The organism is Rhizobium sp. O111 (assembly GCF_055616315.1).
This window is the reverse complement of sequence record NZ_JBSHXL010000005.1, coordinates 86,425-109,785: the sequence shown is the minus strand read 5'-3', so window position 1 is coordinate 109,785 and position 23,361 is coordinate 86,425. Positions and strand designations below refer to the sequence as shown.

Sequence of the window (23,361 nt, the reverse complement as noted above, 5' to 3'; positions counted from 1 at the left end):
AAGGTTGCTGACCCAGGGACACTGCCTACGTTGAAAAGCTGTCCGGTATCAAATCGGAATCGCGTCCGGTTAATTCTCGGAATCGTGTCCGGTTTTTGATCGGAATGCCGTCCGGTAAATCATCGGAATCCACACTGGCGCAAGGCAGGCGTCTGGGATCGCCTTCCCGGCGCTGTTTCAAGGCATTATGCCGGAGAGATCGTCATGATCGATTCTTCCTGCGTCCGCGTTCACCAGCATGGTGCAAACGAAAAAAAGGGGGATCTGCCGATCCTTGCATGGGACGTTCGCGTGGCGGCCTGACGACAAAGATCCACGCGCTCGTCGATGCTGATGGTTTGCCGGTTCGACTGGCATTGACCGCCGGTCAGGCCGCCGATGCTCCTATGGCCGAAAAGCTGCTGAGTGACATTCGGCCCGGAACGACACTGCTTGCCGACAAGGCCTATGACACCGACGCGATCCGTAACTTCGCCAAGCAACGCAAATGCTGGGCAAACATCCCCGCCAAGGCCAACCGAAAACAGACCTTCAGTTTCAGCCGTTGGGTCTATCGCCAGCGCAATCTGATCGAGCGTTTCTTCAACCATCAAACAGATGCGTGGTCTGGCAACACGATACGACAGACGTGCTGACAACTACCTTGCCGGGCTCAAACTTGCCGCGACGAGAATCTGGATCGCTTCAATTAACGAGTCCGCGTCCTAGGATCAGATCGAAAAAGGCATATGCGTCGCTGCTTCAGGCCGCCATCAGACCTCCATAGGAAACATCCACATCAGCGTCGAAGAAATAGCCGGCACCCCTGGCAGTTTTGATCAAGTTTGGGCTCGCTGCATCCTGCTCAAGCTTTCGGCGGAGCCTCAAAATGAGAACATCAATGCTTCTGTCATATACTTCCTCCTCACGCACTCGGCTCGCGATGAGGAGCTGTTCTCGGGAAAGCACGTCGCGTGGCTTTTCCAGGAAAGCGACGAGCAGATTGAATTCCCCTGCCGTAAGCTTCACCTCGCCATTTTGTGCGGATACCAATCGCCGCTGTCTGAGACTAAGTGTCCAGCCGGCGAAACAAAATGAACGCCGGTCTTTGGTTCGCATGACATTCGGTCGCACGCGTAATGCGACACGGATGCGTGCTAGGAACTCGCGCGTTCCGAAAGGTTTCGCGATAAAATCCGTTGCTCCCAGCTCGAGCGCCACCACTTTATCCGCCTCCTCAAGGCGATCACCGCTGATGATTATAATTGGAACATCGGATTTTGTGGCGAGACTGCGAACGATCTCAAGTCCGTCTTCACGCCCTAAATTGAGATCCACGACGACGACATCGACCGTCTCTGATGCAAGTACCCGGTTGAATTGCTGGCTATCTGATACCGCGGTGACCCTTAAGGCATGAATCGTTAAATACTCGGTAATAAGATGGCGCATCGCGGCATCGTCATCGATGACAAGAACATGTTTCACCAGTTCGCCTCCGTATGGGATTCTGCAGAATCGATAGATTCGTGCAAGCAGAGGATGTACGTCTCAGCCTCAACCTGATCATTTTCTCTCACTATGAGGGTAGTTCGGCAAAATTTCGGCCAAGCCGTGCATGACAAAAATGCTAACGGAAGGTTTCAGATTGATGACAGGAGTTGCTGCAGCGCGCTACACTTGTAACGCTTTAAAATCTGCGCGAGCAGACCTCCGTGCGGCTCTATTGCTGGTTTAGAAGATCCCCTATCGTCTCACCGCGTCGGCGGGCATCGGCGGCGAGCCATACTTCGCCCACTTCGTAAACATCGCCGTAAGCACGGAAGGGAACAATGACATCGATTGCCGTTGCCAACATGTCAATCAGTGTGCGATCTTCCAAGCATGCCCCCTGCACACTGCTCTTCACAAGTGAGAACAGCTTTTTGAAGCCTTGGACGGGATTCGCCCCATGTATGGTTGAAATCGATCCGGGGTGGCCTGAGACCACCTCACTCAGGTACGCCCACGCCGCGTCGTCGCGCATCTCACCGAGCAATATTCGGTCAGGCCGCATCCGAAGGCTTGCCTGGAGCAGCTGTTCCGCAGTCACTGCACCTAGCCCTGCCCCACTCTTGGAGTAGAGCAGTCTGACGTGGTTCTCATGTGGAATGACGAGTTCGAGCGTATCTTCAATGGTTATCAGCCTTTCTTCCCGCGGAATAGCACTGATCAAGGTCTTGCTCATCGTGGTCTTGCCGCTTCCGGTCGGCCCACAAAGCAACATCGTCCGCTTACCGATAACACATGCACGTAAAAATGATTCCAGATCGCCATTGTCGTAGTCGCGCAGAATCGCTTCGTCTAGTTGATCTCGTCGCTGCGTCCGGATTTGCCACTGATTCCATCGACGAACATCGTAGCGAGCCGAGACTTCCCCCAATTCAGAGACACGATTGCTCGGTCGTCGAATTGTCAAGCTCACGGTGCCAGAGGGTACCGTTGGCGGCAAGCAGATTTGCATCCGCTCGCCACCTGGGAGCTCGGTAGCGCAAAGAGGGTTGCGGGGGCCGACATCTTGTTTTCGCAATGCCCCTGCTAGAATGGCGATGTCTTCGAGATCATCATAAGAGAACGGTGCGGCGAACCTCGTGAAGACGCCACTTTGGCGTACAAAGGCTTCTCCCGGTCCGTTTATGGCAACTTCTTCAGTCCTCGGGTCATCGAGCCATTGCAAGACTGGGTTAAGAAGGGCGCGCAATTGCGGATTTACTTCCATTGGATGCATCTCGCAGCTTTGGCTATCTGTGCATTAGCGCAGATGCCGACGTTTCACCGATCCACCAGTCATATGAAGCTGGTAGATTCCTGAGAAATCCAAATCCCGCGCGACGAAGATCGAGACCGTGTCACCCTGATTTTTTTTCAAGGTTGGGGGAATGTTTATGGCCGCCCTTAGGGCCGTATCGGCCGCTTGTTCGCCATTGTTTTGGAAACTATTGAAGCTGGTCCCGCCGGTCGAATTCCCTGCGTAGCTACTTGCCGCCTGGACTGCGCCCTGGACGACACTCAGGAGCATGGCCCCGCTAAAGCGTTTCCAGAAATGATTGTCGACCGTACCCGGCAGTCCGGAACGGCCGAGTTCGTCGGCCCCCGGGGAGGAAAGAGAGACGACGGCGTGTGAGGGCGTCTCCGCGCGATTCCAGAGAACGAAAACGCGGGCGTCTCCCTGCTGCAGTCCACGCTGGATTTCGCCGACAACTGTCGTTCCGCGATCCAGAAGCACAACATTTCCGGTTGCTCCGCGTATGTCTTGAGGAAGTACACATTTCACATACCCTGCCAGATTTGTATCAATGGCGGTTTGCAGTATGCAGGGAATGATCGTTCCTTGCGTAACAGTGAAATCTGGGTGCGGCAAAAGTATAGCGAGGCTAGGCTGCAACACTGTCGGTTTCAAGCGCACAGAGAGATCGTTCTCAGCAGAATCCTCCGACGCGGCTAGGGAGTTGGCGTTTCTATTGTCTTGGCCACCGTTCTGAATATCAGCGTGTGGGGCGGATTTGACACCATTCTGATCACCTCCGCTGTAGGCAAAGATCGGTGTTTCTTCGGGCCTCAGTTCGTTGTGTTCTCGCTGATGTTGATCCGACGGCAAAACCGTTGCTTCCGCAGCTGGCGGTGTCATTGCCGGTTTGGCGGGAATATCAATCGGGGCCGGCCGAAAGGGCTTCGTGTTGGCATCGATCATTGTGTTTGGTGGAGACGGCTCGGTCCTTTTCTTTGAACGCGCCCCGAGCCAAATGAGGCTCAACGACAGTACCAGGACTAAACCCGCAACAAGGAGCTTTTGCGACCCCGAGAGGCGCCGGCCATGAGGATCGGTGACGAGGGATCCGGGCGCGTCGATACCTTCTCTGGATTGGGCATTCACGTCCTCCATCACCTCGTCTCCTTCAGCACGCGCACTACATCGGGTCTGACTGTGCCAGTGCCCGGCTTCCGTCCGACGGCGTCATATGCCTTATTCCAGATGCAAAGTACTGTATGGCCGTCCCGCAGACGCCATTCCCTGGAAACTGATGCTACTTCAACGTAATCTCCCTTAACTGAATAGTTGGCCGTGGCTTCCTTGCCATCTGGGTTAATCACGTAGATTGAAGGTACACGCACGTTTCCGGGAAAGCGAAATGTCGTGGAATACCCGTTGTCGAAAACCTCGAGCGGTAATAGCGAGCGGTCTCCTTGCGCGACATAGCTCCAATTTTTCGCATCTGTGCTGCCACCTGCTGGCGGACGCTCGAGCAAGTCCTCGGCTCGACGCTGATATTGTGCTTGCGCCCGCATCCGATCCGCAAGATCTCTCTGCTCCGCTTCTTTTCGGCGAGCAGCGGCAACGTCGGCAGGATAAGTGAACTGTACGCTGTAGTAGAGGTCAGGCTGCTCTTTATCGAGCCGAGACATCGTTCTGGTCGCGAGGCTGAAAACATAGCGCCGCATTCCTGCGTCGCTTGCGGTAAGGACGATCACAGGCTGCGGCTGCAGCACTTTGCTGGCCTTGAAAAACAGATAATTGCCGCGTGGGAGCGCAGCGAGATCTTTGCTGTTGGAAACGGCGACGGCTGTCACCGCTTCATTGGACCCAAATGTTACGACCAATGTGGCTCCAACAGCGGTTGAAAGGTGCACAACCTCATCGGGATTGTAGGCGAGATAGCGCATACGTGGATCCAGTTTGCCTGCCGCTGGCGTGTCTTCCGCGTTCGCGCCGCTGGTTACAAAGAGGATACAAACCAGGCCCAGAAACAAATTCTTGATCATTGCTGGCTCCGCGTCGTGTTCGAAACGGTATCTTCCGAAGTTTGATAGGAGGTAACGATTAAGCCGCCTGGATTTGTCAGCCTCAATCGGCCGGGCAAGTTAGTTACCGTTTCATAATGTACCGTTGCGGTCCAGGTGGTTACTATTGGAGCTTGCCCTTCCATGATGAGAGTGCGTTTGTAGCGGATCTGCTGGACGCCAGTCATAAGTTCGTTTGAGCCGATGTGCTCGGCTTCCAGCTTTCCGCGCTTACCAATGATGGTTTGGGGGGAGCTAGGACTGGGGTAATTGAAGAACTGCTGATAATCTTGACGCACCGTTGGGGCACTGAAGCTCGAGACCAGATCATAGGCGTATTGGGCTGTATCCGCCGAGTAGCTCTCCCGCAGACGAACATACTCCCATAGAGACGCATTCACGACCGCTTGCTCCTGCGTCGCCGGCAACCGCGAAATAGATACCTCACTGTCAACTGTACCGTCTGGGCGCACCCGCAGATATACTGGAACAAGTTTGTTCAGCGGAAGCATGACGGCGATAGCGAAGGCCTGCGCCACGTTTCCTGCGACTGCAATGACAGCCAAAGCAGCCAAGGCTCTAGAGATTCGCCGAGCTGATCTAGCACGTGCAGACTGAAATGCTTCTACTTCCTTATAGTGGTCCGCCAATGCTTCCCGCTCTACTAACAGCGCGTATTCAGAGCCGTTCATTAGCCTCTCCTGCGTTGGTAGGCTGAAGGTCCGACTGAGCAGGCTGCCATCGCCCGACGTTCAGCGGAAAAATAGGCCCCTTACAAGTCGCCAACTGATCGCTTGTCTGACAAGACGCCAAGCCGATGATCAAAAACAATAGAAAGTACTTCAAGGAAATCCTCCATTTGTGAAGCTGGGACTAACGGCGGATTGTCCGGGCGAAATGGCGATTTAAGCTACCGGCCGTTTGCGTCGCACCGCTCCAATAGCTCCCTCCAATATTCCCGGCGATTGCCGGAAGAGCGACGATCAAGGCGTCGCCGGTCAGAAAGAACATGTCGAGTTCATAGAGGCCTATTATCTTGGCCGCCGTTGTGCCAGCAGAAGTGATAACCCCGAGCATTAGCACGAGTGCCGTCGCTTCCGTCAGAACCACGATAGTTGCCACTATGTTTAGAAGAAGCAGAAGTATGCCATAAGTGACGAGCTGGCCGATCCATTTCGCGGCCATGTCTCTAGTGCGATCGAAGAGATAGCCAACGAGCATCAATGGACCGATCGCCAATAGCACCTTGGTGAGGATTCCGACGGCATCGTAGATTCCAAACGCAGTCCAAAGCGTTCCATAGAAAATCCATTGTGCGCCTTGAAAGGCGAGGATGTCTTGATCGTTCATCGGCCCAATTTCAGAAGCAATCTTCTGAAAGGCTACTTGCGTGAGTGAAAACATCGTGTCGAGCTGAGCAGGAATCGTCTGCAAAGGAAGCCCACTGATACCGAACTGTTGAATGAAATTCGGAATCGTATCCTCGAAAACCGAGACAACGTAATCATGATATTCCGCCTGCTCAACGATAAGAGCAACAACTACCGATACCATGATTACCCGGGTGATTCCGCCCCGTGCGTCCATTTCCCCACGCATTACGAGGATGCCCTGGACAATGATCCATAGCGTCACGCAGGCCACGAGAGGAGCGCTGACTGCCCGTTGAATGTCCCCAAGCAACGTGTCCAGCCCGACGGTGAAGGCGAGGTCGAATATCGTATGTATCGCCGTAAAAGGCGCAGGAATGCTAAAATTCATTGCCCTTACCTGGATTTAGCTTCGATTTTCTACGGAGAAAGAGGGCCCTGAATGAACAGTAGCGGATCAGTGCAGTTGAGCGGCGCCAAATATAAGCGCAGTTGCCTGATGTTCCTTTCGTTGGGTCGCCGCCTCCTCCGCCTCGTGCAGCCCCGCCTGTGCGGTGGTCATCGTCAACAGGCTGGTCGCCTGAATGTTTTGAATAATTGCGTCATGGATCTGTTTGAGAAGCAAACCGTTGGTGACGGTGGCCTGCATGATATTGCGTGAGCGGGAGAGCTGGCCCGATGTCTCAGAATTTGCCGCAAGGCGCTTGTCCATTGCATCCAGATTGTCAGCCGCGACACCGGCAGCATTTGCGGCGCCTGCAATCTGCTGTCGCAAAAGATTTCCTTCAGCGTCGTCGCCCACGACTGCGCGATCGGCATCTAAGGTAATTGCACGCGCAGTTGTCGAAGCAGGCATCTGCGGCGAAAACATTTCCTTGTCGAGTTGGCCGGCAGAGGGATATTGGTTTTTCTGGTCGATCGCTGATAACATGCCGGTGACGCCAAAGGGCGAGGTCAACATTGTCACCATCGTGATCAATTGCTCGAGGTTCGCCGCAGTATTGATCGCTGTCGTCAGCGTTTCGGCCTCCGTTGCAGGGTCGCTGACAACAAACTGCGCCTTGGCAGTCCCCGACAGAACAAGGCATATGAAAAGTGCGTTTATTACGAGCTTCGTAATATTCATGACTTCGAACTCCAGATCAATCCTGTGCCTCATGGTAGCGCGTCATGAATTTTTCCAGCCAGGCAGAGGGTTCCTCTCCATGCGTCTCGCGCAACTGCTGGGCAAAACGCACCGTATTGGCACGCCCGGATAGTACGGCGACGTATTCCGGCATGTCGCGCAGATCGAATTCGCACACAACACTTCCGCTCTCGCGCTTCAGCAGAAATTTGCGGCTGCCAATCGCCATCTCCTCGCGAATAGCCTGAAATTCTCGCTCGGTGCACTTCAACCCGTCTATGTAAGCAGAGCGGTCTGCAGTGGGTGATGGGTAGAAGATTTTGGTCATACATTGTGCTACGAGGCTTGCGCCCAATGGTGAATCAAGTACGTGCTCGGGTTGCTGCGTCGCAAGAACTAACATTCCGTTGTTCTTCCGGACGGTCAGCAGGAACTTGTCGACGACTGCTGCGAATTTCTGATTAAGCAGGTAGGAACGAAACTCATCGCAGCTCATGACGAAGCGTCGGCCATCTACCATCGCTCCTATTCGATGCAAAAGGTATGCTGCGGCCGGCGCGCATACCTCCTCATATTCGAGGAGATGGGTCATATCGAAGCCCGTAATCGAAGGATCTAACTTCACTTCGTCCGATTCGCCGTCAAACGCCCAGCCAAGAGCGTTGCCTCGGCACCACCGCTGCAATCTAGCTCCCGCACCTTCGGAGGGCCCGTGCAATAAGAACTCCCTTAAGCCCGCAAGGGATCTCATGTTAGGCTCAAACGAAAGTTGCCGTTGGATACCGCGCTCTAAGCGGCGATTTTCCTCCGGCGAAATTCCCCCCCTGCCGTCGCTTTCAATCAGCGCCACGATCCACTCGCGGAGAAAGTCCCGCGCCGCTGCCGTATCCTCTAGGCCGCGCAAAGGTGCAAGGCCGCTTGGGACACCTCGTCGTAACGTGAGGTACGTGCCCCCGGTGGCGCGCACAAGCAGTTCACCGCCACGATCCTTATCGAAAAAAACGATCGTCCCGCTGCGGTCAACCACGCTCTGCTCAAGCATCGCCAGGATGAAGGTCATAAGTGTCGTTTTTCCCCTGCCAATCGGCCCGAAGATCGCGGTCATGCCCACGTCGTTTTCGTGCGGAATATAATCGAAGGGCGTCCCGCCGTTTGTACGGAAACGAGCAACCGCACCTCCCCAATGGCCCGACTTCCTTCCGATAGGGAAGTTCTCGAATGAAACCAAGCCGGCAAAGTTGCGTGAAGTGATCGCTCCGGGACGGGTACGCCATCTGTGGTTTCCTGGAAGCTGAGACCAGTATGCAGCCTCCATTCCAATGCTTTCCTGCACGATAACCGCGCCCGCGTCCGACAAGCTCGTGCGGGCTCGCGCACCATAGTCGGCAAGGGTATCGAGATCATCGCCATAGACACAAAGGCTGAGATGATGCGAACCCATGACGAATTCGCTACTGGCCAATGAATCTTCTGCTTGGGCGAGTTCACCGATCTGGGTGACCGCCTTGTCACCGGAGCTAGTCATCTGGTTCGATTTGAGGCTGAGCTTGGCGTGAGCCTGTGCACGTGTGAGGAAAGAGAAACTCTGGCTCAAAACGAGCGGAAAACTTGATGACAGGAGTGTGTTAAGCATTCCGGGCCGCGTCTTTGCCGGGTACTCGCGGAATGAAAAGATAGATCCAACGTAACGATCTTTCGGCGCTCTAATCTCGAGGGCACGCTTGCCGCAGATGACCCGGTCGGTATAAACTGAGGCGCCGAGGGATCCGCTAACGACCGGCACCGGTAAAAAACGACAAGTCATTATCAGGCGAAGGGCTTCACCAATTTCCGTGAAAAGCACCTGATTTTTTTCTCGGATGCCAAGTCGACGAAGTCCATACCCATCAAGCGCGCCAGCGACAACGTTCCAAAGATCCTCCAGATGTCGGATCTGATGCGCAAGATCGCCTGGGTTCTTCCCATAGCGCCTGGTGAATCTGCTTCCCACTTTACCGAGAGCGGTGCGAGGAGAGACAATGAGCGTGAGGAAGTGGTCGTTTCGAAACAGTTTACCAGACAGAACACGCCGCTCGAACGTTTCGCTTAGGCTTGACGCGAAGGTGCTGCGAAAATGGCGTACCGGCGGTACTGGCACATCGTTGTGACGGACGAGATGGGCATATACTGAGACGTTATCATCGGCAATATTGCGAAAGAGCGTGTTAAAGGCACGGCAGCGCGCATTTCGGACCTCTACTTCCTCCAGTTCGAAGGGAAGGCCACTGATATGCGCCATGGTCAAGATGGAACCGTCCTCTAGAAGAACGACATGGTCGCTGAGGTGCCCTACGTAAGGCAGGTAGATTTCCCCAGATCTCTCGGTCCGTCCGCTTGCTCCGAACATTACGTCATTCCTCTTCCTCGCGACGCCACTCTGATGGGGTTGGGACTGACGCTCGCGCCGCCCCACGCATGGCCGTCAACGCTTCTCCCTGCCGTCTGGAGAAACAGCAAGACCACGCTTGCCGCGTTATAGTCCCGCTCTACGATGAGCCGCGCTCCAAGCCACAGCGGCAAGAGAACAATTTCATAGAGGGGGTTCTGCACAACAACGATGAGAAACCCCGCCAACATCATGAAAACTCCAGCAAGCGTCAGCGGTACCCCAAAGAACAATGCAGGTCTCGTTGCCGCCAAGTAGAGTGTGGCTTCTTCAAGATCGGCATTCATCCCCCGCCCCCTGTCAGTGTTTGGCCGAGAAAGCTGGCTCCAAACATGATAACGATCCCGCCAACAACACCTGCTACCAGACCAAGGGAAGCTCGGCCGAACATCCACGATACCCCGATGGCTACGATACCAAGAACGGCGAGCGATTGACCAAACGGACCGAGAATAAACGTGCAGATATTGTTGACCATGGTGGCGGGGTCAGTGCCCCCAGCGGCCTGCGCGGCAGCTGGCTCGCAGAAAAACAAGCTCCAGCCGATCGCGCCGGTGACGCTCGGCACGTGCGGAGCCAGCAGGCGCACAGCTCTGTGCCAGAGGCCACGGAATTTCGACGGTGCGCGGTATCCTTCAAGCCATGCCATTATGGTGCATCTCCATCATTCGGTTCGAAAACTTGATCTTGTTCGGGGGATTTGCGCTCATTCGGCTGCTGCGCCTCTGGCGGCGCGGACGAACCGACTGCTGAGTGGGAGCGGTCGTATGAACCCCAGACGTTCCAGGGTTCTTCTGGACTCCGCTCATCACGGTCGCCTTTTTTCCCCGACTGAGCCAGCGGGGGGACGAGTAGCTGAGCCGCCACTTCGACCCTCCGCACATAGCCGTTCGCGAAGCCGCGTGTCGGGTTGCCGGTATTGTAAGCCGAAATTGCTCGCCGGATGGCAAGTTGTTCTGACTCTACCGTGTCGCCGCCACTATAATGCCGTACGAGCAGGTCCGCCGCCGCCGACAGGGACACGCAAGGGTTGATTGCATTGCCGGCAGTCAAGCCCAAGTTCGCGAAATTTTTCGAGTTCACTTGCATTAGGCCTACATCGACTGAATGCCCTGCTGCGACGCGATTGTTTACGCTTTGCGTAGCATCCGCCGGATTCTTGCCATGTAAAGTTTCGCCGGTGGTATTGTCATGCAGCACGAGCGGATCAAACTGACTTTCAACCTTCGCAATCGCTCCAAGCGTCGATGGAGCGACTGAAGGTGCGCATTCGCGAGCGAGTTGGTTAAATTCAGCGAACGAGAGCGGCGCAGCTTTGCTTGGCTGGACCATCAGAAAAATGATCCCGAAAGATCCTGCCGTCTTCCGCATTGTTTATTCCCCACTGTATCGCAATGATCTTGGTCAGCATGAAATGACTCGATCGCTAACAGTCGCGACTATGGGAGGTGTCTGTTACTTTCTGATTTTATTATCTTACCTCTCGGTTTCATTTGAAGCATCGAAGCGAAGCCGTTTGATTTCTTGAATCGAGGGAATCGGCGGCCCAAGCGGTGATCCCTAGGCCATGAGAGCGAATTCACCATAGCGGCGGTTTTCGAAAATTTTCGCAGGCTGGCGCGGAGGATGGTGCAGCCGCAGGAGATTTCGCAAAGCGCCCCCGAAGCGGAGATCGGCACCGACTGCACCCTAGACAGGGGGCCGTTCCTCACGTCTCCTAGTGCCGCGCGGCAGATACATCAAGTCCGTTGCATGAAACGCGATCGCAGTATTGACCTGCGAGACCGATGTCCTAGGATCACAACGAGATCTTTTTGAGGTGTTGTCTTGCAAAAGCTCGAACTCGTTTTTTTTGTTTGCGGTCTGTTGGCTTTGGGAACATGGCTTTATTCGAACGAGTATTGGGCGTATGGCGCACTTGCGACGATTTTCCTTCTGATGATCGCTTCGATCCATCTCCTCTTAACATCAAAAGAGCAGGTTTACCGGTTTTTTGCCTGTATATCACTGGCGGTGATTGCAGCCGCAACCGGAGTTGCGTTGTTGCGGATGTCGGGACTGACCGGCTGATTCCGCGACTGGGGATTAAATTAATAAGCAATCGCGTTGTGCGGCCGGCTTCTGTTCAGAGGGCGTATCGGTTTATGACGCAATCACGATTCCGCTGCTATTCGAGCCGACCATTCGTTCAGTTCTGATATTCGCACGAACGACATAGGCGAGAGTCTTTGCTGAAATCGGCTTTTCCAAAAAACGGGCAGATCCCTCGCGATCCGCAGAAAGGGGAACATTTTTCTGGTTTTCGCCAATAATGATGATGGGCGCTTTTGCCAGCTTTGAGATTAAGGACCCTGCACCGTCTCCATCCAGCAAAGACGGTTGATCAATTAGAACAAGATCAGGTTCTTTTCCTTCCAACACCCAGTCGATTAAACCATCCAACGTGTTAAAGCCGACTGGCTCATAGCCCAGCGCCGCGATCTTTTCCTCGTACATTTCCAGCGTGGCTAAGTCGGGTTCGACCACCGCGACAATCTCGCCGTTCCCAAGCGGGATTCTTCCAGGGTCAAAAAAACTCTCTGAATTTACCGGCTGCTTCGACGAAGGTGGCAAGTAGACGTCGAAGCGCGTACCTCTGCCGACAGTTGATACCACGTCGATGTAACCAGCCATCGCGCTAACGTGACCGTGAACCGTGGATAATCCCAGGCCCGTGCCACCGCTGCGGGCGCGGGTAGTAAAAAAAGGCTCGAAAATGTGCGATAATACCGCCTCTGTTATGCCTGCGCCGTTATCCTCAACTGAAAGAAGGATATACTCGCCGGTGGGAATAGTACCGTTTGTAAGAACCTTGTGTTTCCGTACGACAGACCTCCTAACGCTGACCTCCACACGCCCTAACTCTCGGCATGCTTCAGCAGAGTTTTTGCACAAATTCATCAGTATTTGCTCGACCTCAAGTGAGTTTCCTTCGATAACCATTGGAGCGCTCTGATATTTGAAATCGAGCTCGACGCCCGGAGGCAACGCAACACGTAACGACGGCGCGATCACGGTCACTAACTCCGAAAGATCGAATGGTTTTGTTGTTCGATCCCGCTTTCGACTAAGGGCAAGGATCTGGTTGACAATCAACCGCGCTCGATTGCCTTCAGAAATGATGTGATCGATGTAGTCTCGAGCATGAGTACGACGGCGCAGAACGTTGTGTGCCATTTCCGCGTAACCCAGAACTGCACCCAAAATGTTGTTAAATTCATGCGCAATGCCGCCGGCAAGCGTACCAACTGCTTCAAGCCGTTCCGCATGTTTCAAACGACGTTCCAGAATATCTCGCTGGGACTGCTTGCGCCGAATGACCGCATAGTGGCTAACACATGCAGCCGCTAGTTCCATCAGCTGCATTTCACGTGCGGTCGGCGTCTGTAGATGCTCTCGATCAAATCCCAGGCCAAAGACAGCGACTATTCGATCGGATACCTTGAACGCAAGCAGCACCCACAGAAATGGAGAGTCCTCACCGAAGCAGCTCGCTTTTCGTTGAGGATAGGCTCGGAAAATCCGCCCGCCGTCCTCGGCCCCTACCGTGGAAACAATTTCGCGCACCCGTTGTTCGTTCCACTCTGGCGCAGGAGTGCTTCCAAAAAAGGTGACGCCAACGTCATTCTCATTGATGTTGACCAGTCCCAGCGCGCATTGATGAGCTTCAAAGAATAATTGGATAATTCCCAACGCGGCATTCGTTGAGGATTCCAACGACGGTTTTGCTTCTGAAGCATCTTCGAAGCAAAGCCCAATCTTTTTGATCACTTCTTCGAAGTCCAGTCGTCTCGTCAACACCTTGGTTCGCAGATGTAACCTATGGACTAGGGAAATTATGCAAAAGCAAAAGAAAACCGAAACTGCGCCGAGGAAGACCCGTACCCGCTGTTCACCCGCGCTGGCCAAGCTATAAGCTTCAAGGTATGCTCGCTGCAACTTCTTCGTGTTGTCGATGGTTTCAGAAGTTTGGATCACTCCAACGGTGTCTTTCAATCGCGGCAGTAGAGTCAGGATAATCCTCCCACTGCGAACGATCTCCTTGACGCCTGCCTTATCCCCGTTCGCCGAAACCTGAAGCCGGTCGAGACGTTGGTTGATTTCCCGTGCAAACTCGAAATTTGGCTGAGACGAAAACTGGAGCATCAGATAGCCCAACTCAGCGACTTCTAGCGAGTTCAAATCCCTCGTATCCAAAGACCTCGGAAGCGAAGCTATCGACTGGTTAAAGGTCGCCAACGAATCCTGGAACATTACATTTTGCGTACCGAACGCTGCAACGGCTGCGTCGGTCGCATCTACTGAGCTCTTCACCCGCGCCAGCAATTCAGAAAATTCACCGGCCCCGTCGAGGCCCGCCCGCCTAAAAAGCTGCTGTAAATCTGCGACGCTCGTGCGCAGTCGCCCCAGAGGGACGATAAGAGGATGGTAATTCCGAAGAAGGCCGGCGTGAGCACGCAACACATTCCGCTGCAGCATCGCGCAATCCACGTCGATCGATTGCAGCTCTGTCAGGATCGCTTCGTTGCTTTCGTTGTCTTGCCAAGATCCTATGGCCAGAACCGCAAAAGATATCGAGGCAATTACCAGTACCAATACAGACCACGATTTGATATCAAGCAGAACCCTTCGGGAAGGTGATAAATGATCCCAAATCATGCGGTCACCTCTCCTTCTGACAGCCAATCCAACTAAGCAGATTTCGCGGAATCAACGGAGCCCAGTGGTCTGACCCAGTTTCTCATTACTCCGCATCCACGGTGAAAAACACCGACCGAACAAACCAAGCTGGTCCGACAAGAATTTGGCGGCGACTCCTATGCGCTTTCTTCCCATCAGCCAACGAGAGAAAGCAACTCGCTTCAATTTTCTCGATTGAAGCCAACTCTCATCTCCGCAATTCGGCGCACACCTCCATGACCCTGTACCGCCTGCCATTCACCTTCAATCGAGAGATTGGGAGCATGTCTAAGCACCGTAGCAAGTCCTTCTTGCAATTCCAAACGAGCCAACGCTTCCCCAAGGCATCGATGTTCACCGGTGCCAAATACCATATGCCAGCGCATCTGCTTGCGATGAATATCGAAAAGTTGAGGGTGGACATAGTGTTTCTCGTCTCTTAGCGCGGACATGGTGCAAAGTGCGAGAAGACTATTTTTGGGTAGTATGAACCCGTCAAGATCAATATCTGCCAGTGTTGAACGGGGATAGGATCCGACTGGAGGCTCAAAGCGCAGTCCCTCCTCGACGGCGGCGGCCACGAGAGTACCATCGTTCAACAGTGCGTCCCATGCCTGTCGATGTTGCAAAAGCTGTCCGGTCAGTGCAGTGAGGCCGGTTTTGGTCGTGTCAGTTCCAGCCAAGATGATAAGCATCAGCTGGGTTAGGCCTTCGACGGGCGAGAGATCCTCCGCTTCTCGCGTTGCGTTTATGTAGGATGAGAGGAAGTCATCACGCGGATCCGTTCGGCGATCGTCAATTACCGCTTGCACGTAGTTCTTAAACTCGACCGCTGATTTTTCGATGTCCGGAAAGTCGGCATCCCGCCATGAAGGGCTCAGGCAGCGAGCAACGCGATAGACGAGTTGAGTAAAATAGGGAATGTCGCTTGGCGGGAGGCCTAACAGGCTGGCTATCGTAACGGCTGGGAGCTTTGAAGCATATTCCCCCACGAAATTGAAGGAACCAAGCTCCTTCAAATCTCGAAAAAGGATCTCCGTCAATTGCCTTATTTGCGGACGTAGATTTTCAATCATCCGGAATGCGAAAGTCCGAGTAAAAGGAGAGCGACGCCTGCTGTGGGTTTCCTTGTTTGAAAAAAGCATGCTGTAGCGAACGAAGTCGAAGACCGCTCCTTCGTTGACCCCCCGATTGAGCATCAGTTCCGTCTCTATCTGACGGGTCCGAGGGTCACTACTTAAGCCCAATACATCGTCCGCCCTAAGTACGAGGTATACGCCGTCCTGCCTGCGGAGGAAGGGCCGCTTCGGCCGCCATTCTTTAAAAATAGCGTGGCCGAACCGATCTAAGTCCGCGATACTAACGTTGTCTGGGTCGATCGACGCCGATATCATTGGCCCGGACTCTTCCGACACTTTTTGAGAAACTCTACCATTCATAAAATAACCTCTGGAGGATACGCTCTTACGAGCAATTCGAGCAAAACTGCTGAATGCGGCGGCAGGCTTCCTCGATAAGCGCTTCCGACGTCGCATAGGAGATGCGGAAGTTCGCGCCGAGGCCGAAGGCCGAGCCGTGAACGACGTCAACGCCTTCCGATTCCAGAAGCTCGGAAACGAAATCCTCGTCCGTCTCGATGACCTTGCCCGACGGCGCCGTCTTGCCGATCAGGCCGGCGCAGGACGGATAGACGTAGAAGGCGCCTTCCGGCACCGGGCAGACGATGCCCTTGGCCTGGTTCAGCATGGAGACGACGAGGTCGCGGCGGCCTTCGAAGATCTTCTTGTTCGCCGGGATGAAGTCCTGGGTGCCGTTCAGCGCTTCGACAGCCGCCCACTGGGCGATCGACGTCGCACCCGAGGTCTGCTGCCCCTGGATCATGTCCATGGCCTTGATGAGCTGGAGCGGGCCGGCGGCATAGCCGACGCCAGCCGGTCATTGCATAGGCCTTGGAGACGCCGTTCATCGTCAGCGTCCGGTCGTAGAGGCTGGGCTCGACTTCAACGGGCGTGACGAACTTGAAGTCGCTATAGGTCAGGTGCTCGTACATGTCGTCGGTCAGCACCCAGACATGGGGATGCTGCATCAGCACGTTGGTCAGCGCCTTCAGCTCCGCATGCGTATAGGCCGCACCCGTCGGGTTGGACGGCGAGTTGAAGATGAACCACTTGGTCTTCGGCGTGATCGCCTTTTCGAGATCCGCCGGCTGAAGCTTGAAGTCATGCTCCTGGGTGGCCGAAACGAAAACCGGCGTGCCGCCGCAAAGCGCCACCATCTCGGGATAAGACACCCAGTAAGGCGCCGGGATGACGACTTCATCGCCCGGGTTCAGCGTCGCCATGAAGGCGTTGAACAGGATCTGCTTGCCGCCGGTGCCAACGATCGTCTGCTCCCAGGAATATTCCAGACCGTTTTCGCGCTTGAACTTGGAGGCGATCGCCTTGCGCAGCTCGGGGATACCGGACACCGGCGTGTACTTCGTTTCGCCGCGGTTGATCGCGTCGATGGCGGCCGTCTTGATATTGTCGGGCGTATCGAAATCCGGCTCTCCTATATTGAGGCGGACCACGTCCCTGCCCTCAGCTTTAAGCTCGCGAAACTTCTGCGAGACAACGATAGTGGCAGAAGGCTTTATACGGGAGAGAGCATCGGAACGCACGAACATGACAGGCTGACCCAAACGTTTCAAAAGGAAGTCTTCCCGATGTTTTTATGTTGAACGCGCTTCGGATTTCAATCGACGCGTGGTCCCCTGTTACAAATGAAATCAAATTTGACGTCCTCAGCGAAGCGCGCGATTTGAAGTCGTTCAAAGCGGCTTGGTATGCCGCCGCGTCTGCGATCGGCAATTCTGAAAGCCGCCCCTGCGAAACTCGTCGCTTTAAGAGCCCGAGTGGTCCTCGATCAGCGCATCAGTTTGCCGAACGGATTTGCAACTTTGTGAGCGTTACAGATGAAGCTCGATCCGACGTTTCAGCTCTGTTGAGATCATGAGATAAGGCCTCAAAGAAACGCCTGCATCATCAAAGAATTCTTCGACCGGTCAATTTTCCAACGCCGTTGCGAAAGCCTTTGTTGCGTTTTAAACGATGCGGGAAAAGGAGGCTGGGGCTCCGAAGAGCCTGTTGAAATCATGTCCGCAGAAAGCCATCCGACCGAATCCCAGATGACGCCGAAAAAGCTGTTCTATCTGACGCTGGGTTCCATCGGCGTCGTTTACGGCGATATCGGGACCAGCCCGCTCTACGCCTTTCGCGAGGCGTTGAAGCCGGTGGCCCATGACGGGCTCACCCGTTTCGAGGTCATCAGCCTGATCTCGCTGATGATCTGGGCGCTGACGATCATCGTCACCATCAAATATGTGCTCTTCCTGCTGCGCGCCGACAACGAAGGCGAGGGCGGCACGCTGTCGCTGCTTGCTCTTTTGATGAAGACCGCCAACGGCCATACCGCCATCCTGATGCTGCTCGGCCTCTTGGGGGCTGCGCTTTTCCTCGGCGACGCGATGATCACGCCGGCGCTGTCGGTGCTGTCGGCGGTCGAAGGCCTGAAGCTCGTCACGCCCAGGCTCTCGGAATATATCGTGCCGATCTCGGTGGTGATCCTGGCGCTGCTCTTCGTCGTGCAATCGCGCGGCACCGGCGCCGTCGCCAAATTCTTCGGCCCGATCACCGCCGTCTGGTTCCTCGTCATGGCCGCCGCCGGCATTTCGCATATCTCGGACGATTTCGGCATTCTTGCCGCCTTCAATCCTTACTATGCCGTCAGCTTCCTGCTGCATGAGGGCTTCTACGGCGTCGTCGTGCTCGGCGCCGTCTTCCTGACGGTGACGGGTGCGGAGGCGCTTTATGCCGATCTCGGCCATTTCGGCCGTCGCCCGATCCAGTGGGCCTGGTTCCTGCTGGTCTTCCCGTCGCTGACGCTGAACTATCTCGGGCAGGGCGCACTCGTGCTCGGCAAGCCGGAGACGATGTCGGATCCCTTCTACCTGATGTATCCGCAATGGGCGCTGCTGCCGGTTGTCATCCTGGCGACCGCGGCGACGATCATCGCCAGCCAGGCTGTTATAACAGGCGCTTTCTCGATGGTGCGCCAGGGCATCAACCTTGGCTTCCTGCCGCGCAGGGAAATCCTCTTCACCTCGGAAACCAATACCGGGCAGATTTTCGTGCCCTCGGTCAATGCCGTGCTGTTCATCGGCGTCATCTTCCTGGTCCTGAGTTTCAAAACCTCGGACGCGCTGGCGACCGCCTATGGCATCTCCGTCACCGGCGCCATGGTCGTCACCTCGATCATGGCCTTCGAATTCGTTCGCGCCCGTTGGAACTGGTCGCTGCCGGTTGCGGTGATCGCGCTGGCGCCGCTGGTCATACTCGAATTGATCTTCCTCGGCGCCAATCTTTTGAAGATCCACGACGGCGGCTATATCCCGATCCTGATCGCCACGGCCTTTACCGTCATCATGTGGACCTGGCGCCGCGGCACTGCGATCCTGATGGAAAAGACCCGCCACACCGATATTCCGCTCGCCTCCTTCGTCAGCTCGATCGAGCGCAAGAGCGAACATTCGCCGGCCCAGGTTCCCGGCACGGCGATCTTCCTGACCAGCGATCCGGAATCCGCACCCGCCGCCCTGCTGCACAATCTCAAGCACAATCACGTGCTGCACGACCGCAACGTCATCCTGACGATCCGCACGGTCAACAAGCCGCGTGTGCCGAGTCAGGACCGTTACAAGGTCGAGCAGATTTCCGAGCGTTTCTCGCGCGTCGAACTGCTGTTCGGCTTCATGGAATCGCAGAACGTCTCACAGGCGCTCGCGACGCTGCGCAAGGCCGGACTGAAGTTCGACATCATGTCGACCTCATTCTATCTCGGCCGGCGCAAGCTGGTGCCGGACGCCAATTCAGGCATGCCCTACTGGCAGGACCGGTTCTACATCCTCCTTGCGAATGCGGCCTCACTCCCATCAGACTATTTTCACCTTCCTGCCAACCGGGTTGTTGAACTGGGATCGCAGATTATCGTTTAGACGCGGCCCCTGACGGCGACCGGCGAGGACCACTCTCGACAGTGTTTGGCAAACAAGGGATTGTCCCGACTTTGCGAGCAGGTTCGGACCAATATCTGCCTCTAATGCAGAGCGAGCCGCATTCATCCAGCCCCGTTGGATTACAGCTGAAACTGACCTTCTCCCACGGCAAATCATTTTAGCACATTCAGATTGCATAGGGGGTGAAAGCTGTACAAGGAGACTGAACCATGAGCCTGAACGAAAAACCAGGTACTGCAAACAGCCGCTCGGATCTGGAGCCGGCTGGTGTCGACGGCACGCAATCGACAAGATTGCCAACCGCTTCAGAGATCGAGGGACCAACCGTTGCGCTACAAAGATCATTTTTTCAACAGTTGCTCTTGGACTTTGCCTACGGATGTGAATTTTTTTATCCACTACAGCAATATGAAGCTTTCACTTCGAAAGCAAAAGACGATGATGAGAACTGATGGCGGCCACTCGCCGAAGGAGTTCAAGGCGGCGACGCTTGAATCGGTTCTCGTTTACGAATGCGCCGCGCCTGACGCGGATTCAGATCAAATGTTCCAAAGCTACCCGCACCCCATTGCCAATGTCGAGAGATGACGACTTCCAACGACGCCTTGGCGCCTCAAAGCGGTATGGCTTGTCGTGATACAATAACCGACTGCAGAAATTGCCATGTCAATGCGGTGGGAGTGGGCGACTGACCGGGGGAAAGCCGTTTGGTACATACATCTACGTCTTAATCCGAAACAAAGTGCACTCGAATTTCCTGAAGTAATGAGAAGCCAACGTAGTTTTTTCGGTATGACATCCAACGGCAACGCGTCCGAAGGCAATGCTTTACATTTGTAACACGATTGACATTTAACCAACCTCGAAGGAACGCTAGAAGTTCCAGTACACCAAACGAGCTGAACTCAACGGTGGACAATCAGAACGATTGGGCGGCCGGCGGAAGATGCATGAGCAGACACGAAAGCCGGAACAAACTGCCCCGCTGGCCACTCCGCGAACAGCGATGCTTCCAGTCCTCCCCAAGATCAACATTCAACTCGCCCACGCACATCCAGGGAGTAATTCAGTATGTCGAATTTTTGCTTAAAGTCTGTGCAGGTAACAGCAATCGCATCGACTATAGCGCTCGTGCTGGCCGCGAATACCTTGGCACAAGAATCTTCCACCGCCTCTCCATGGCCGGACACACCAACCGCTCGGATCGAGGCGCTCGCAGTTCTCCAGACCTTGAATGCAAATCTCCTGGGAAATCCTAGCGCCACCTTGACGCTCGATCGCTGGTGTGCCGCGCACAAACTCGCCCCGGAAGACTCCAAGATCGTTGCCCAGCGCGTGCGCGTACAAGACACGCCCGCCGATAGCAGTATCCGAGAACTTCTTGCCGTGGGATCAGAGGAGCCTATCGCTTATCGCCGCGTTCGCCTGGTTTGCGGAAATCGCGTACTATCAGAAGCCGACAACTGGTATGTTCCGGCGAGACTGACAATGGAAATGAATAACGCGTTGAGCACCAGTGATATAGCGTTCGGCAGGGCCGTTCAGTCTCTTAACTTCACCCGCACCAACCTATCTTCCAATCTGCTTTGGTCTCCTCTACCAGAAGGCTGGGACATGGGAAATGAATTAACTGCGAACCGGAGAGGACCACTGGTCCTGCCACCGTTTCTTCTCGAACATCGTGCCGTGTTGAAGCTGCAGGACGGCACACCATTCAGTGCTGTGGTAGAAAAGTACACAAACAAAGTGTTGGATTTTCCGGCTCCGATAGCAATCCAAGGCTGGCTATTGGGACGCACGACCCGAGCGTCGGGCAGCACGCCCACGCGCTCCTGTTCTACATCTCCGGTCGAGCCTTGTCCTATGTCAATCTCACGATGAAAGCCCCTACTGCGGATTGCGGCTGGCGTTTTCCCCTTGGAAAAGCCGTTCCGGGTGCCAATCAATCCTCATTCCTCGGACCAGCACAGCTTGCAACGAGGCCGATGCCGATTGACTGCACCAAACACGAATGAAACCTGGAGCACAGCGGGGACAAGTCACCTTGTAATCCCTCCACTCACGCCAACACGGAACGGCTGCCGAGAGTTACCGTGACAATGCCGATCTGTCCCGATCGCGGGAGGATGAATCGAATTCGGCGCGCGTACGGGTGTAGGCATCACCGACGTTCTTGACGAAACTCTCGTGTGCCGTCAGAAGGCCGATAGCATTTGGCCCTCTCGTCACGACCGATCGACTATATCTTTCGATTATGTCAATCACCTCGTCGATAGGTTTCACCTCCGGTTCTTTCGCGTCTTGATACCTGCGGGGATGCGCCGCCATGTTTTTTTCAATCTCAAAGTCTGCGACAGCCCGGCGGAACAGGCGCAGCAGCTCCGGGCGATTGTTCCTCTCGTGTTGTACCCGAGTTTTTTGGTCGTCGTTTAAGTGCTTCTCGCCCTGGACCAATACGTCTGCGGCGGGGCATTTCTGACCCTGGTTCCAAGTAAGAGGGGGATCAAGCTGCAAGATTTCGATCGAACGTTCGATTAAGCGCGTCTTATTGACTTCCCCAAGATCGTCCAGATGCTTTATCACGCTCAGAATTGCGTCGCACTGATCAGGCTGAGGGAGGTTCAGGATGTTGGTTGTGAATCGTGCTTTTCCAGCCTCAGATTGAAACTTCAGAAGTGGTCCTACCGCCCGCGTTCTTGCCGTTTCAGATGGCCGGTTCACCTGCCAATCAGGCAATTGCTCCCCAGGGATGATTGTATCGAAGACTGCTTTTGCCGATGTACCAATCCTTTTCACGCGAGCGTGATAAATTCCGATAGGGCCTCGACGTAAAGCTTCGCGACCTGCGGAGCCAGTTCGCTCTAGATTTCCGAGATCTCGTGCGGTTTCGACCACATCCTGGGTTGGAACGTAGGTAGCAACTTTTGCAAGTACATCGGAAGGTAGGTTTCGGTTTGGTGACGCAGGATCACTCTTCACCCGAGCAGACTCAGATTCTCGGGGAGGTGTTCGTTGGCTGCTGGACGGCATGAGAAGCTCCATTTTTCTTCAATCACGCTAACCTTACTCAGATGAAAAGGGCGTCTCCACTGCTAATCTATTACTTTTGCAACACTTGAAATGCAGGTTGGCTGCATGAACGAGCGCCAACGCTAGCGCCCCTGCCAGCCCAGCGGATCAAATACAGCCACCCTCTTTTTCTCCAACTTTGCGAGGTGACGCTACTTGTCGCGATCTAAATGTCGCTGATGGTCGAGGGAATAGGCCCCTCCCGCCGGCGCAGAGATTGGCAATCTTACTGGACACGGCGCCATATCACGGCAATCGGCTTCTTCAAGTGCATTGCAGAAAAACGAATGCGCTGTTGACGGATCTGCTCATGAACACGGCAGGCGGGATTAAGGATCACAAACGCGCCACCTTCTCAACGATGCTAGTTAAAAGGCTCCGCATGTACGGCCACGATCGCGCGAGCTAGCCTTCATCAACACAGCCGGCGAGTCGGCGCATATATCCCGCTATTTTTCTTCGGCTATAGCCGGTCGATAGGTCTTAGGCTAACGTCGAATCAGCGGCAAGGTCCGCAAAACGTGACATCGCGCCCTCGATATCATCCCACGCAAGGGCATCTTTCCGATGTTTCACCTGCACATAGATACGGATGCCATCGAGTTGGATTTCTACATCTTCGTCGCTTTCGACAGCGATCTCCCGCGCAGCGATGGTTGCGGCTGACAACAAACATTGAACTGCATAGAGGTGCTGGAATAAGTAGCCGCGATGCACGGCTTCGATCCGACGCAGTTGCGCTGGGTCCAGAACACTGTTTCCTGAACGGCCTAACTCACCCAAAGCAGCGCATCCTCTTTTA

The 23,361-nt window shown here is 54.8% G+C and carries 20 protein-coding genes and 2 pseudogenes; 5 read left to right on the top strand and 17 right to left on the bottom strand.

Annotation, left to right across the window (positions count from 1 at the left end; genetic code table 11):
- Positions 1-120 precede the first annotated feature (120 nt).
- Positions 121-708 (top strand): annotated as a pseudogene (locus ACVTFQ_RS33485) (IS5 family transposase); the annotation flags it as partial.
- 33 nt (positions 709-741) lie between these two features.
- Here ACVTFQ_RS33485 and virG read toward each other — a convergent pair.
- From virG to ACVTFQ_RS33425, 12 genes are all read right to left on the bottom strand, one after another.
- Positions 742-1,467 carry a two-component system response regulator VirG gene (gene virG / locus ACVTFQ_RS33480; protein ID WP_012476036.1) on the bottom strand — a complete coding sequence of 242 codons (726 nt, stop codon included), beginning with the start codon at positions 1,465-1,467 and terminating at the stop codon, positions 742-744.
- A gap of 235 nt (positions 1,468-1,702) precedes the next feature.
- The gene (gene virB11 / locus ACVTFQ_RS33475) at positions 1,703-2,737 is read right to left on the bottom strand and encodes a P-type DNA transfer ATPase VirB11 (RefSeq protein ID WP_012476035.1); all 1,035 of its coding nucleotides are present in this window, start codon (positions 2,735-2,737) and stop codon (positions 1,703-1,705) included.
- 33 nt (positions 2,738-2,770) lie between these two features.
- Positions 2,771-3,901: a type IV secretion system protein VirB10 gene (gene virB10 / locus ACVTFQ_RS33470; RefSeq protein WP_012476034.1), complete on the bottom strand. Its 1,131-nt coding sequence runs from the start codon at positions 3,899-3,901 to the stop codon at positions 2,771-2,773.
- The gene (gene virB9, locus ACVTFQ_RS33465; RefSeq protein WP_012476033.1) at positions 3,901-4,779 is read right to left on the bottom strand and encodes a P-type conjugative transfer protein VirB9; all 879 of its coding nucleotides are present in this window, start codon (positions 4,777-4,779) and stop codon (positions 3,901-3,903) included. Before virB9 ends, virB10 begins: the two co-directional genes overlap by 1 nt.
- On the bottom strand, positions 4,776-5,489 hold the full coding sequence (locus ACVTFQ_RS33460; protein ID WP_470424654.1) for a type IV secretion system protein VirB8: 714 nt from the start codon (positions 5,487-5,489) through the stop codon (positions 4,776-4,778). Before ACVTFQ_RS33460 ends, virB9 begins: the two co-directional genes overlap by 4 nt.
- Positions 5,476-5,583 carry a type IV secretion system lipoprotein VirB7 gene (locus tag ACVTFQ_RS33455; RefSeq protein WP_371338341.1) on the bottom strand — a complete coding sequence of 36 codons (108 nt, stop codon included), beginning with the start codon at positions 5,581-5,583 and terminating at the stop codon, positions 5,476-5,478. The genes ACVTFQ_RS33460 and ACVTFQ_RS33455 overlap by 14 nt, the downstream gene beginning before the upstream one ends.
- 87 nt (positions 5,584-5,670) lie before the next feature.
- Positions 5,671-6,558 (bottom strand): type IV secretion system protein, encoded by an 888-nt coding sequence (locus tag ACVTFQ_RS33450; protein ID WP_010900347.1) that lies wholly within the window; start codon positions 6,556-6,558, stop codon positions 5,671-5,673.
- Between the two features lie 66 nt (positions 6,559-6,624).
- A complete protein-coding gene (virB5, locus tag ACVTFQ_RS33445; protein ID WP_012476031.1) occupies positions 6,625-7,293 on the bottom strand; it encodes a pilin minor subunit VirB5 in 669 nt (222 codons plus the stop codon).
- Between the two features lie 16 nt (positions 7,294-7,309).
- Positions 7,310-9,679, bottom strand: coding sequence for a type IV secretion/conjugal transfer ATPase VirB4 (gene virB4 / locus ACVTFQ_RS33440; RefSeq protein WP_077768109.1), 2,370 nt, complete (start codon positions 9,677-9,679; stop codon positions 7,310-7,312).
- Positions 9,679-10,005 carry a type IV secretion system protein VirB3 gene (locus tag ACVTFQ_RS33435; RefSeq protein WP_010900344.1) on the bottom strand — a complete coding sequence of 109 codons (327 nt, stop codon included), beginning with the start codon at positions 10,003-10,005 and terminating at the stop codon, positions 9,679-9,681. Before ACVTFQ_RS33435 ends, virB4 begins: the two co-directional genes overlap by 1 nt.
- Positions 10,002-10,367 (bottom strand): pilin major subunit VirB2, encoded by a 366-nt coding sequence (gene virB2, locus ACVTFQ_RS33430; RefSeq protein ID WP_010900343.1) that lies wholly within the window; start codon positions 10,365-10,367, stop codon positions 10,002-10,004. The genes ACVTFQ_RS33435 and virB2 overlap by 4 nt, the downstream gene beginning before the upstream one ends.
- Positions 10,367-11,089 (bottom strand): type IV secretion system lytic transglycosylase VirB1, encoded by a 723-nt coding sequence (locus ACVTFQ_RS33425; protein ID WP_010900342.1) that lies wholly within the window; start codon positions 11,087-11,089, stop codon positions 10,367-10,369. The genes virB2 and ACVTFQ_RS33425 overlap by 1 nt, the downstream gene beginning before the upstream one ends.
- Positions 11,090-11,545: 456 nt before the next feature.
- Here ACVTFQ_RS33425 and ACVTFQ_RS33420 point away from each other — a divergent pair, with 456 nt between their 5' ends.
- Positions 11,546-11,788, top strand: a complete 243-nt coding sequence (locus tag ACVTFQ_RS33420) for a hypothetical protein (RefSeq protein ID WP_077768110.1) — start codon at positions 11,546-11,548, stop codon at positions 11,786-11,788.
- Positions 11,789-11,860: 72 nt separating this feature from the next.
- On the opposite strand, the gene ACVTFQ_RS33415 is transcribed toward ACVTFQ_RS33420, so the two are convergent.
- From ACVTFQ_RS33415 to ACVTFQ_RS33405, 3 genes and pseudogenes are all read right to left on the bottom strand, one after another.
- Complete coding sequence (locus tag ACVTFQ_RS33415) at positions 11,861-14,416, bottom strand: two-component system VirA-like sensor kinase (RefSeq protein WP_010900341.1); 2,556 nt, start codon at positions 14,414-14,416, stop codon at positions 11,861-11,863.
- 203 nt (positions 14,417-14,619) lie between these two features.
- Positions 14,620-15,876: a cytochrome P450 gene (locus tag ACVTFQ_RS33410; RefSeq protein ID WP_234886495.1), complete on the bottom strand. Its 1,257-nt coding sequence runs from the start codon at positions 15,874-15,876 to the stop codon at positions 14,620-14,622.
- A gap of 25 nt (positions 15,877-15,901) precedes the next feature.
- Positions 15,902-17,102, bottom strand: a pseudogene (locus tag ACVTFQ_RS33405) (pyridoxal phosphate-dependent aminotransferase).
- 468 nt (positions 17,103-17,570) lie between these two features.
- Here ACVTFQ_RS33405 and ACVTFQ_RS33400 point away from each other — a divergent pair.
- From ACVTFQ_RS33400 to ACVTFQ_RS33390, 3 genes are all read left to right on the top strand, one after another.
- Positions 17,571-19,469 carry a potassium transporter Kup gene (locus tag ACVTFQ_RS33400; RefSeq protein ID WP_012476026.1) on the top strand — a complete coding sequence of 633 codons (1,899 nt, stop codon included), beginning with the start codon at positions 17,571-17,573 and terminating at the stop codon, positions 19,467-19,469.
- Positions 19,470-19,699: 230 nt separating this feature from the next.
- The gene (locus ACVTFQ_RS33395) at positions 19,700-19,942 is read left to right on the top strand and encodes a hypothetical protein (protein ID WP_142843418.1); all 243 of its coding nucleotides are present in this window, start codon (positions 19,700-19,702) and stop codon (positions 19,940-19,942) included.
- A 619-nt stretch (positions 19,943-20,561) separates the two neighbouring features.
- Complete coding sequence (locus ACVTFQ_RS33390) at positions 20,562-21,371, top strand: hypothetical protein (protein WP_010900336.1); 810 nt, start codon at positions 20,562-20,564, stop codon at positions 21,369-21,371.
- Positions 21,372-21,578: 207 nt separating this feature from the next.
- On the opposite strand, the gene ACVTFQ_RS33385 is transcribed toward ACVTFQ_RS33390, so the two are convergent.
- Together ACVTFQ_RS33385 and ACVTFQ_RS33380 are read right to left on the bottom strand one after the other, a co-directional pair.
- A complete protein-coding gene (locus ACVTFQ_RS33385) occupies positions 21,579-22,520 on the bottom strand; it encodes a hypothetical protein (RefSeq protein ID WP_077768177.1) in 942 nt (313 codons plus the stop codon).
- A 522-nt stretch (positions 22,521-23,042) separates the two neighbouring features.
- Positions 23,043-23,342 (bottom strand): hypothetical protein, encoded by a 300-nt coding sequence (locus ACVTFQ_RS33380; RefSeq protein ID WP_077768112.1) that lies wholly within the window; start codon positions 23,340-23,342, stop codon positions 23,043-23,045.
- Positions 23,343-23,361: the final 19 nt, after the last annotated feature.

Excerpts from the sequence above, each read along its gene's own strand:
- ACVTFQ_RS33390 (WP_010900336.1), top strand. The coding sequence starts at position 20,562 with ATGTCGAATTTTTGCTTAAAGTCTGTGCAGGTAACAGCAATCGCATCG.
- virB2 (WP_010900343.1), bottom strand. The coding sequence starts at position 10,367 with ATGGCATGGCTTGAAGGATACCGCGCACCGTCGAAATTCCGTGGCCTC.
- virB9 (WP_012476033.1), bottom strand. The coding sequence starts at position 4,779 with ATGATCAAGAATTTGTTTCTGGGCCTGGTTTGTATCCTCTTTGTAACC.
- virB11 (WP_012476035.1), bottom strand. The coding sequence starts at position 2,737 with ATGGAAGTAAATCCGCAATTGCGCGCCCTTCTTAACCCAGTCTTGCAA.
- ACVTFQ_RS33460 (WP_470424654.1), bottom strand. The coding sequence starts at position 5,489 with ATGAACGGCTCTGAATACGCGCTGTTAGTAGAGCGGGAAGCATTGGCG.
- ACVTFQ_RS33415 (WP_010900341.1), bottom strand. The coding sequence starts at position 14,416 with ATGATTTGGGATCATTTATCACCTTCCCGAAGGGTTCTGCTTGATATC.
- ACVTFQ_RS33400 (WP_012476026.1), top strand. The coding sequence starts at position 17,571 with ATGTCCGCAGAAAGCCATCCGACCGAATCCCAGATGACGCCGAAAAAG.
- virB4 (WP_077768109.1), bottom strand. The coding sequence starts at position 9,679 with ATGTTCGGAGCAAGCGGACGGACCGAGAGATCTGGGGAAATCTACCTG.
- ACVTFQ_RS33425 (WP_010900342.1), bottom strand. The coding sequence starts at position 11,089 with ATGCGGAAGACGGCAGGATCTTTCGGGATCATTTTTCTGATGGTCCAG.
- ACVTFQ_RS33385 (WP_077768177.1), bottom strand. The coding sequence starts at position 22,520 with ATGCCGTCCAGCAGCCAACGAACACCTCCCCGAGAATCTGAGTCTGCT.
- virB5 (WP_012476031.1), bottom strand. The coding sequence starts at position 7,293 with ATGAATATTACGAAGCTCGTAATAAACGCACTTTTCATATGCCTTGTT.
- virB10 (WP_012476034.1), bottom strand. The coding sequence starts at position 3,901 with ATGGAGGACGTGAATGCCCAATCCAGAGAAGGTATCGACGCGCCCGGA.
- ACVTFQ_RS33435 (WP_010900344.1), bottom strand. The coding sequence starts at position 10,005 with ATGAATGCCGATCTTGAAGAAGCCACACTCTACTTGGCGGCAACGAGA.
- ACVTFQ_RS33395 (WP_142843418.1), top strand. The coding sequence starts at position 19,700 with ATGAGCCTGAACGAAAAACCAGGTACTGCAAACAGCCGCTCGGATCTG.
- ACVTFQ_RS33410 (WP_234886495.1), bottom strand. The coding sequence starts at position 15,876 with ATGAATGGTAGAGTTTCTCAAAAAGTGTCGGAAGAGTCCGGGCCAATG.
- ACVTFQ_RS33450 (WP_010900347.1), bottom strand. The coding sequence starts at position 6,558 with ATGAATTTTAGCATTCCTGCGCCTTTTACGGCGATACATACGATATTC.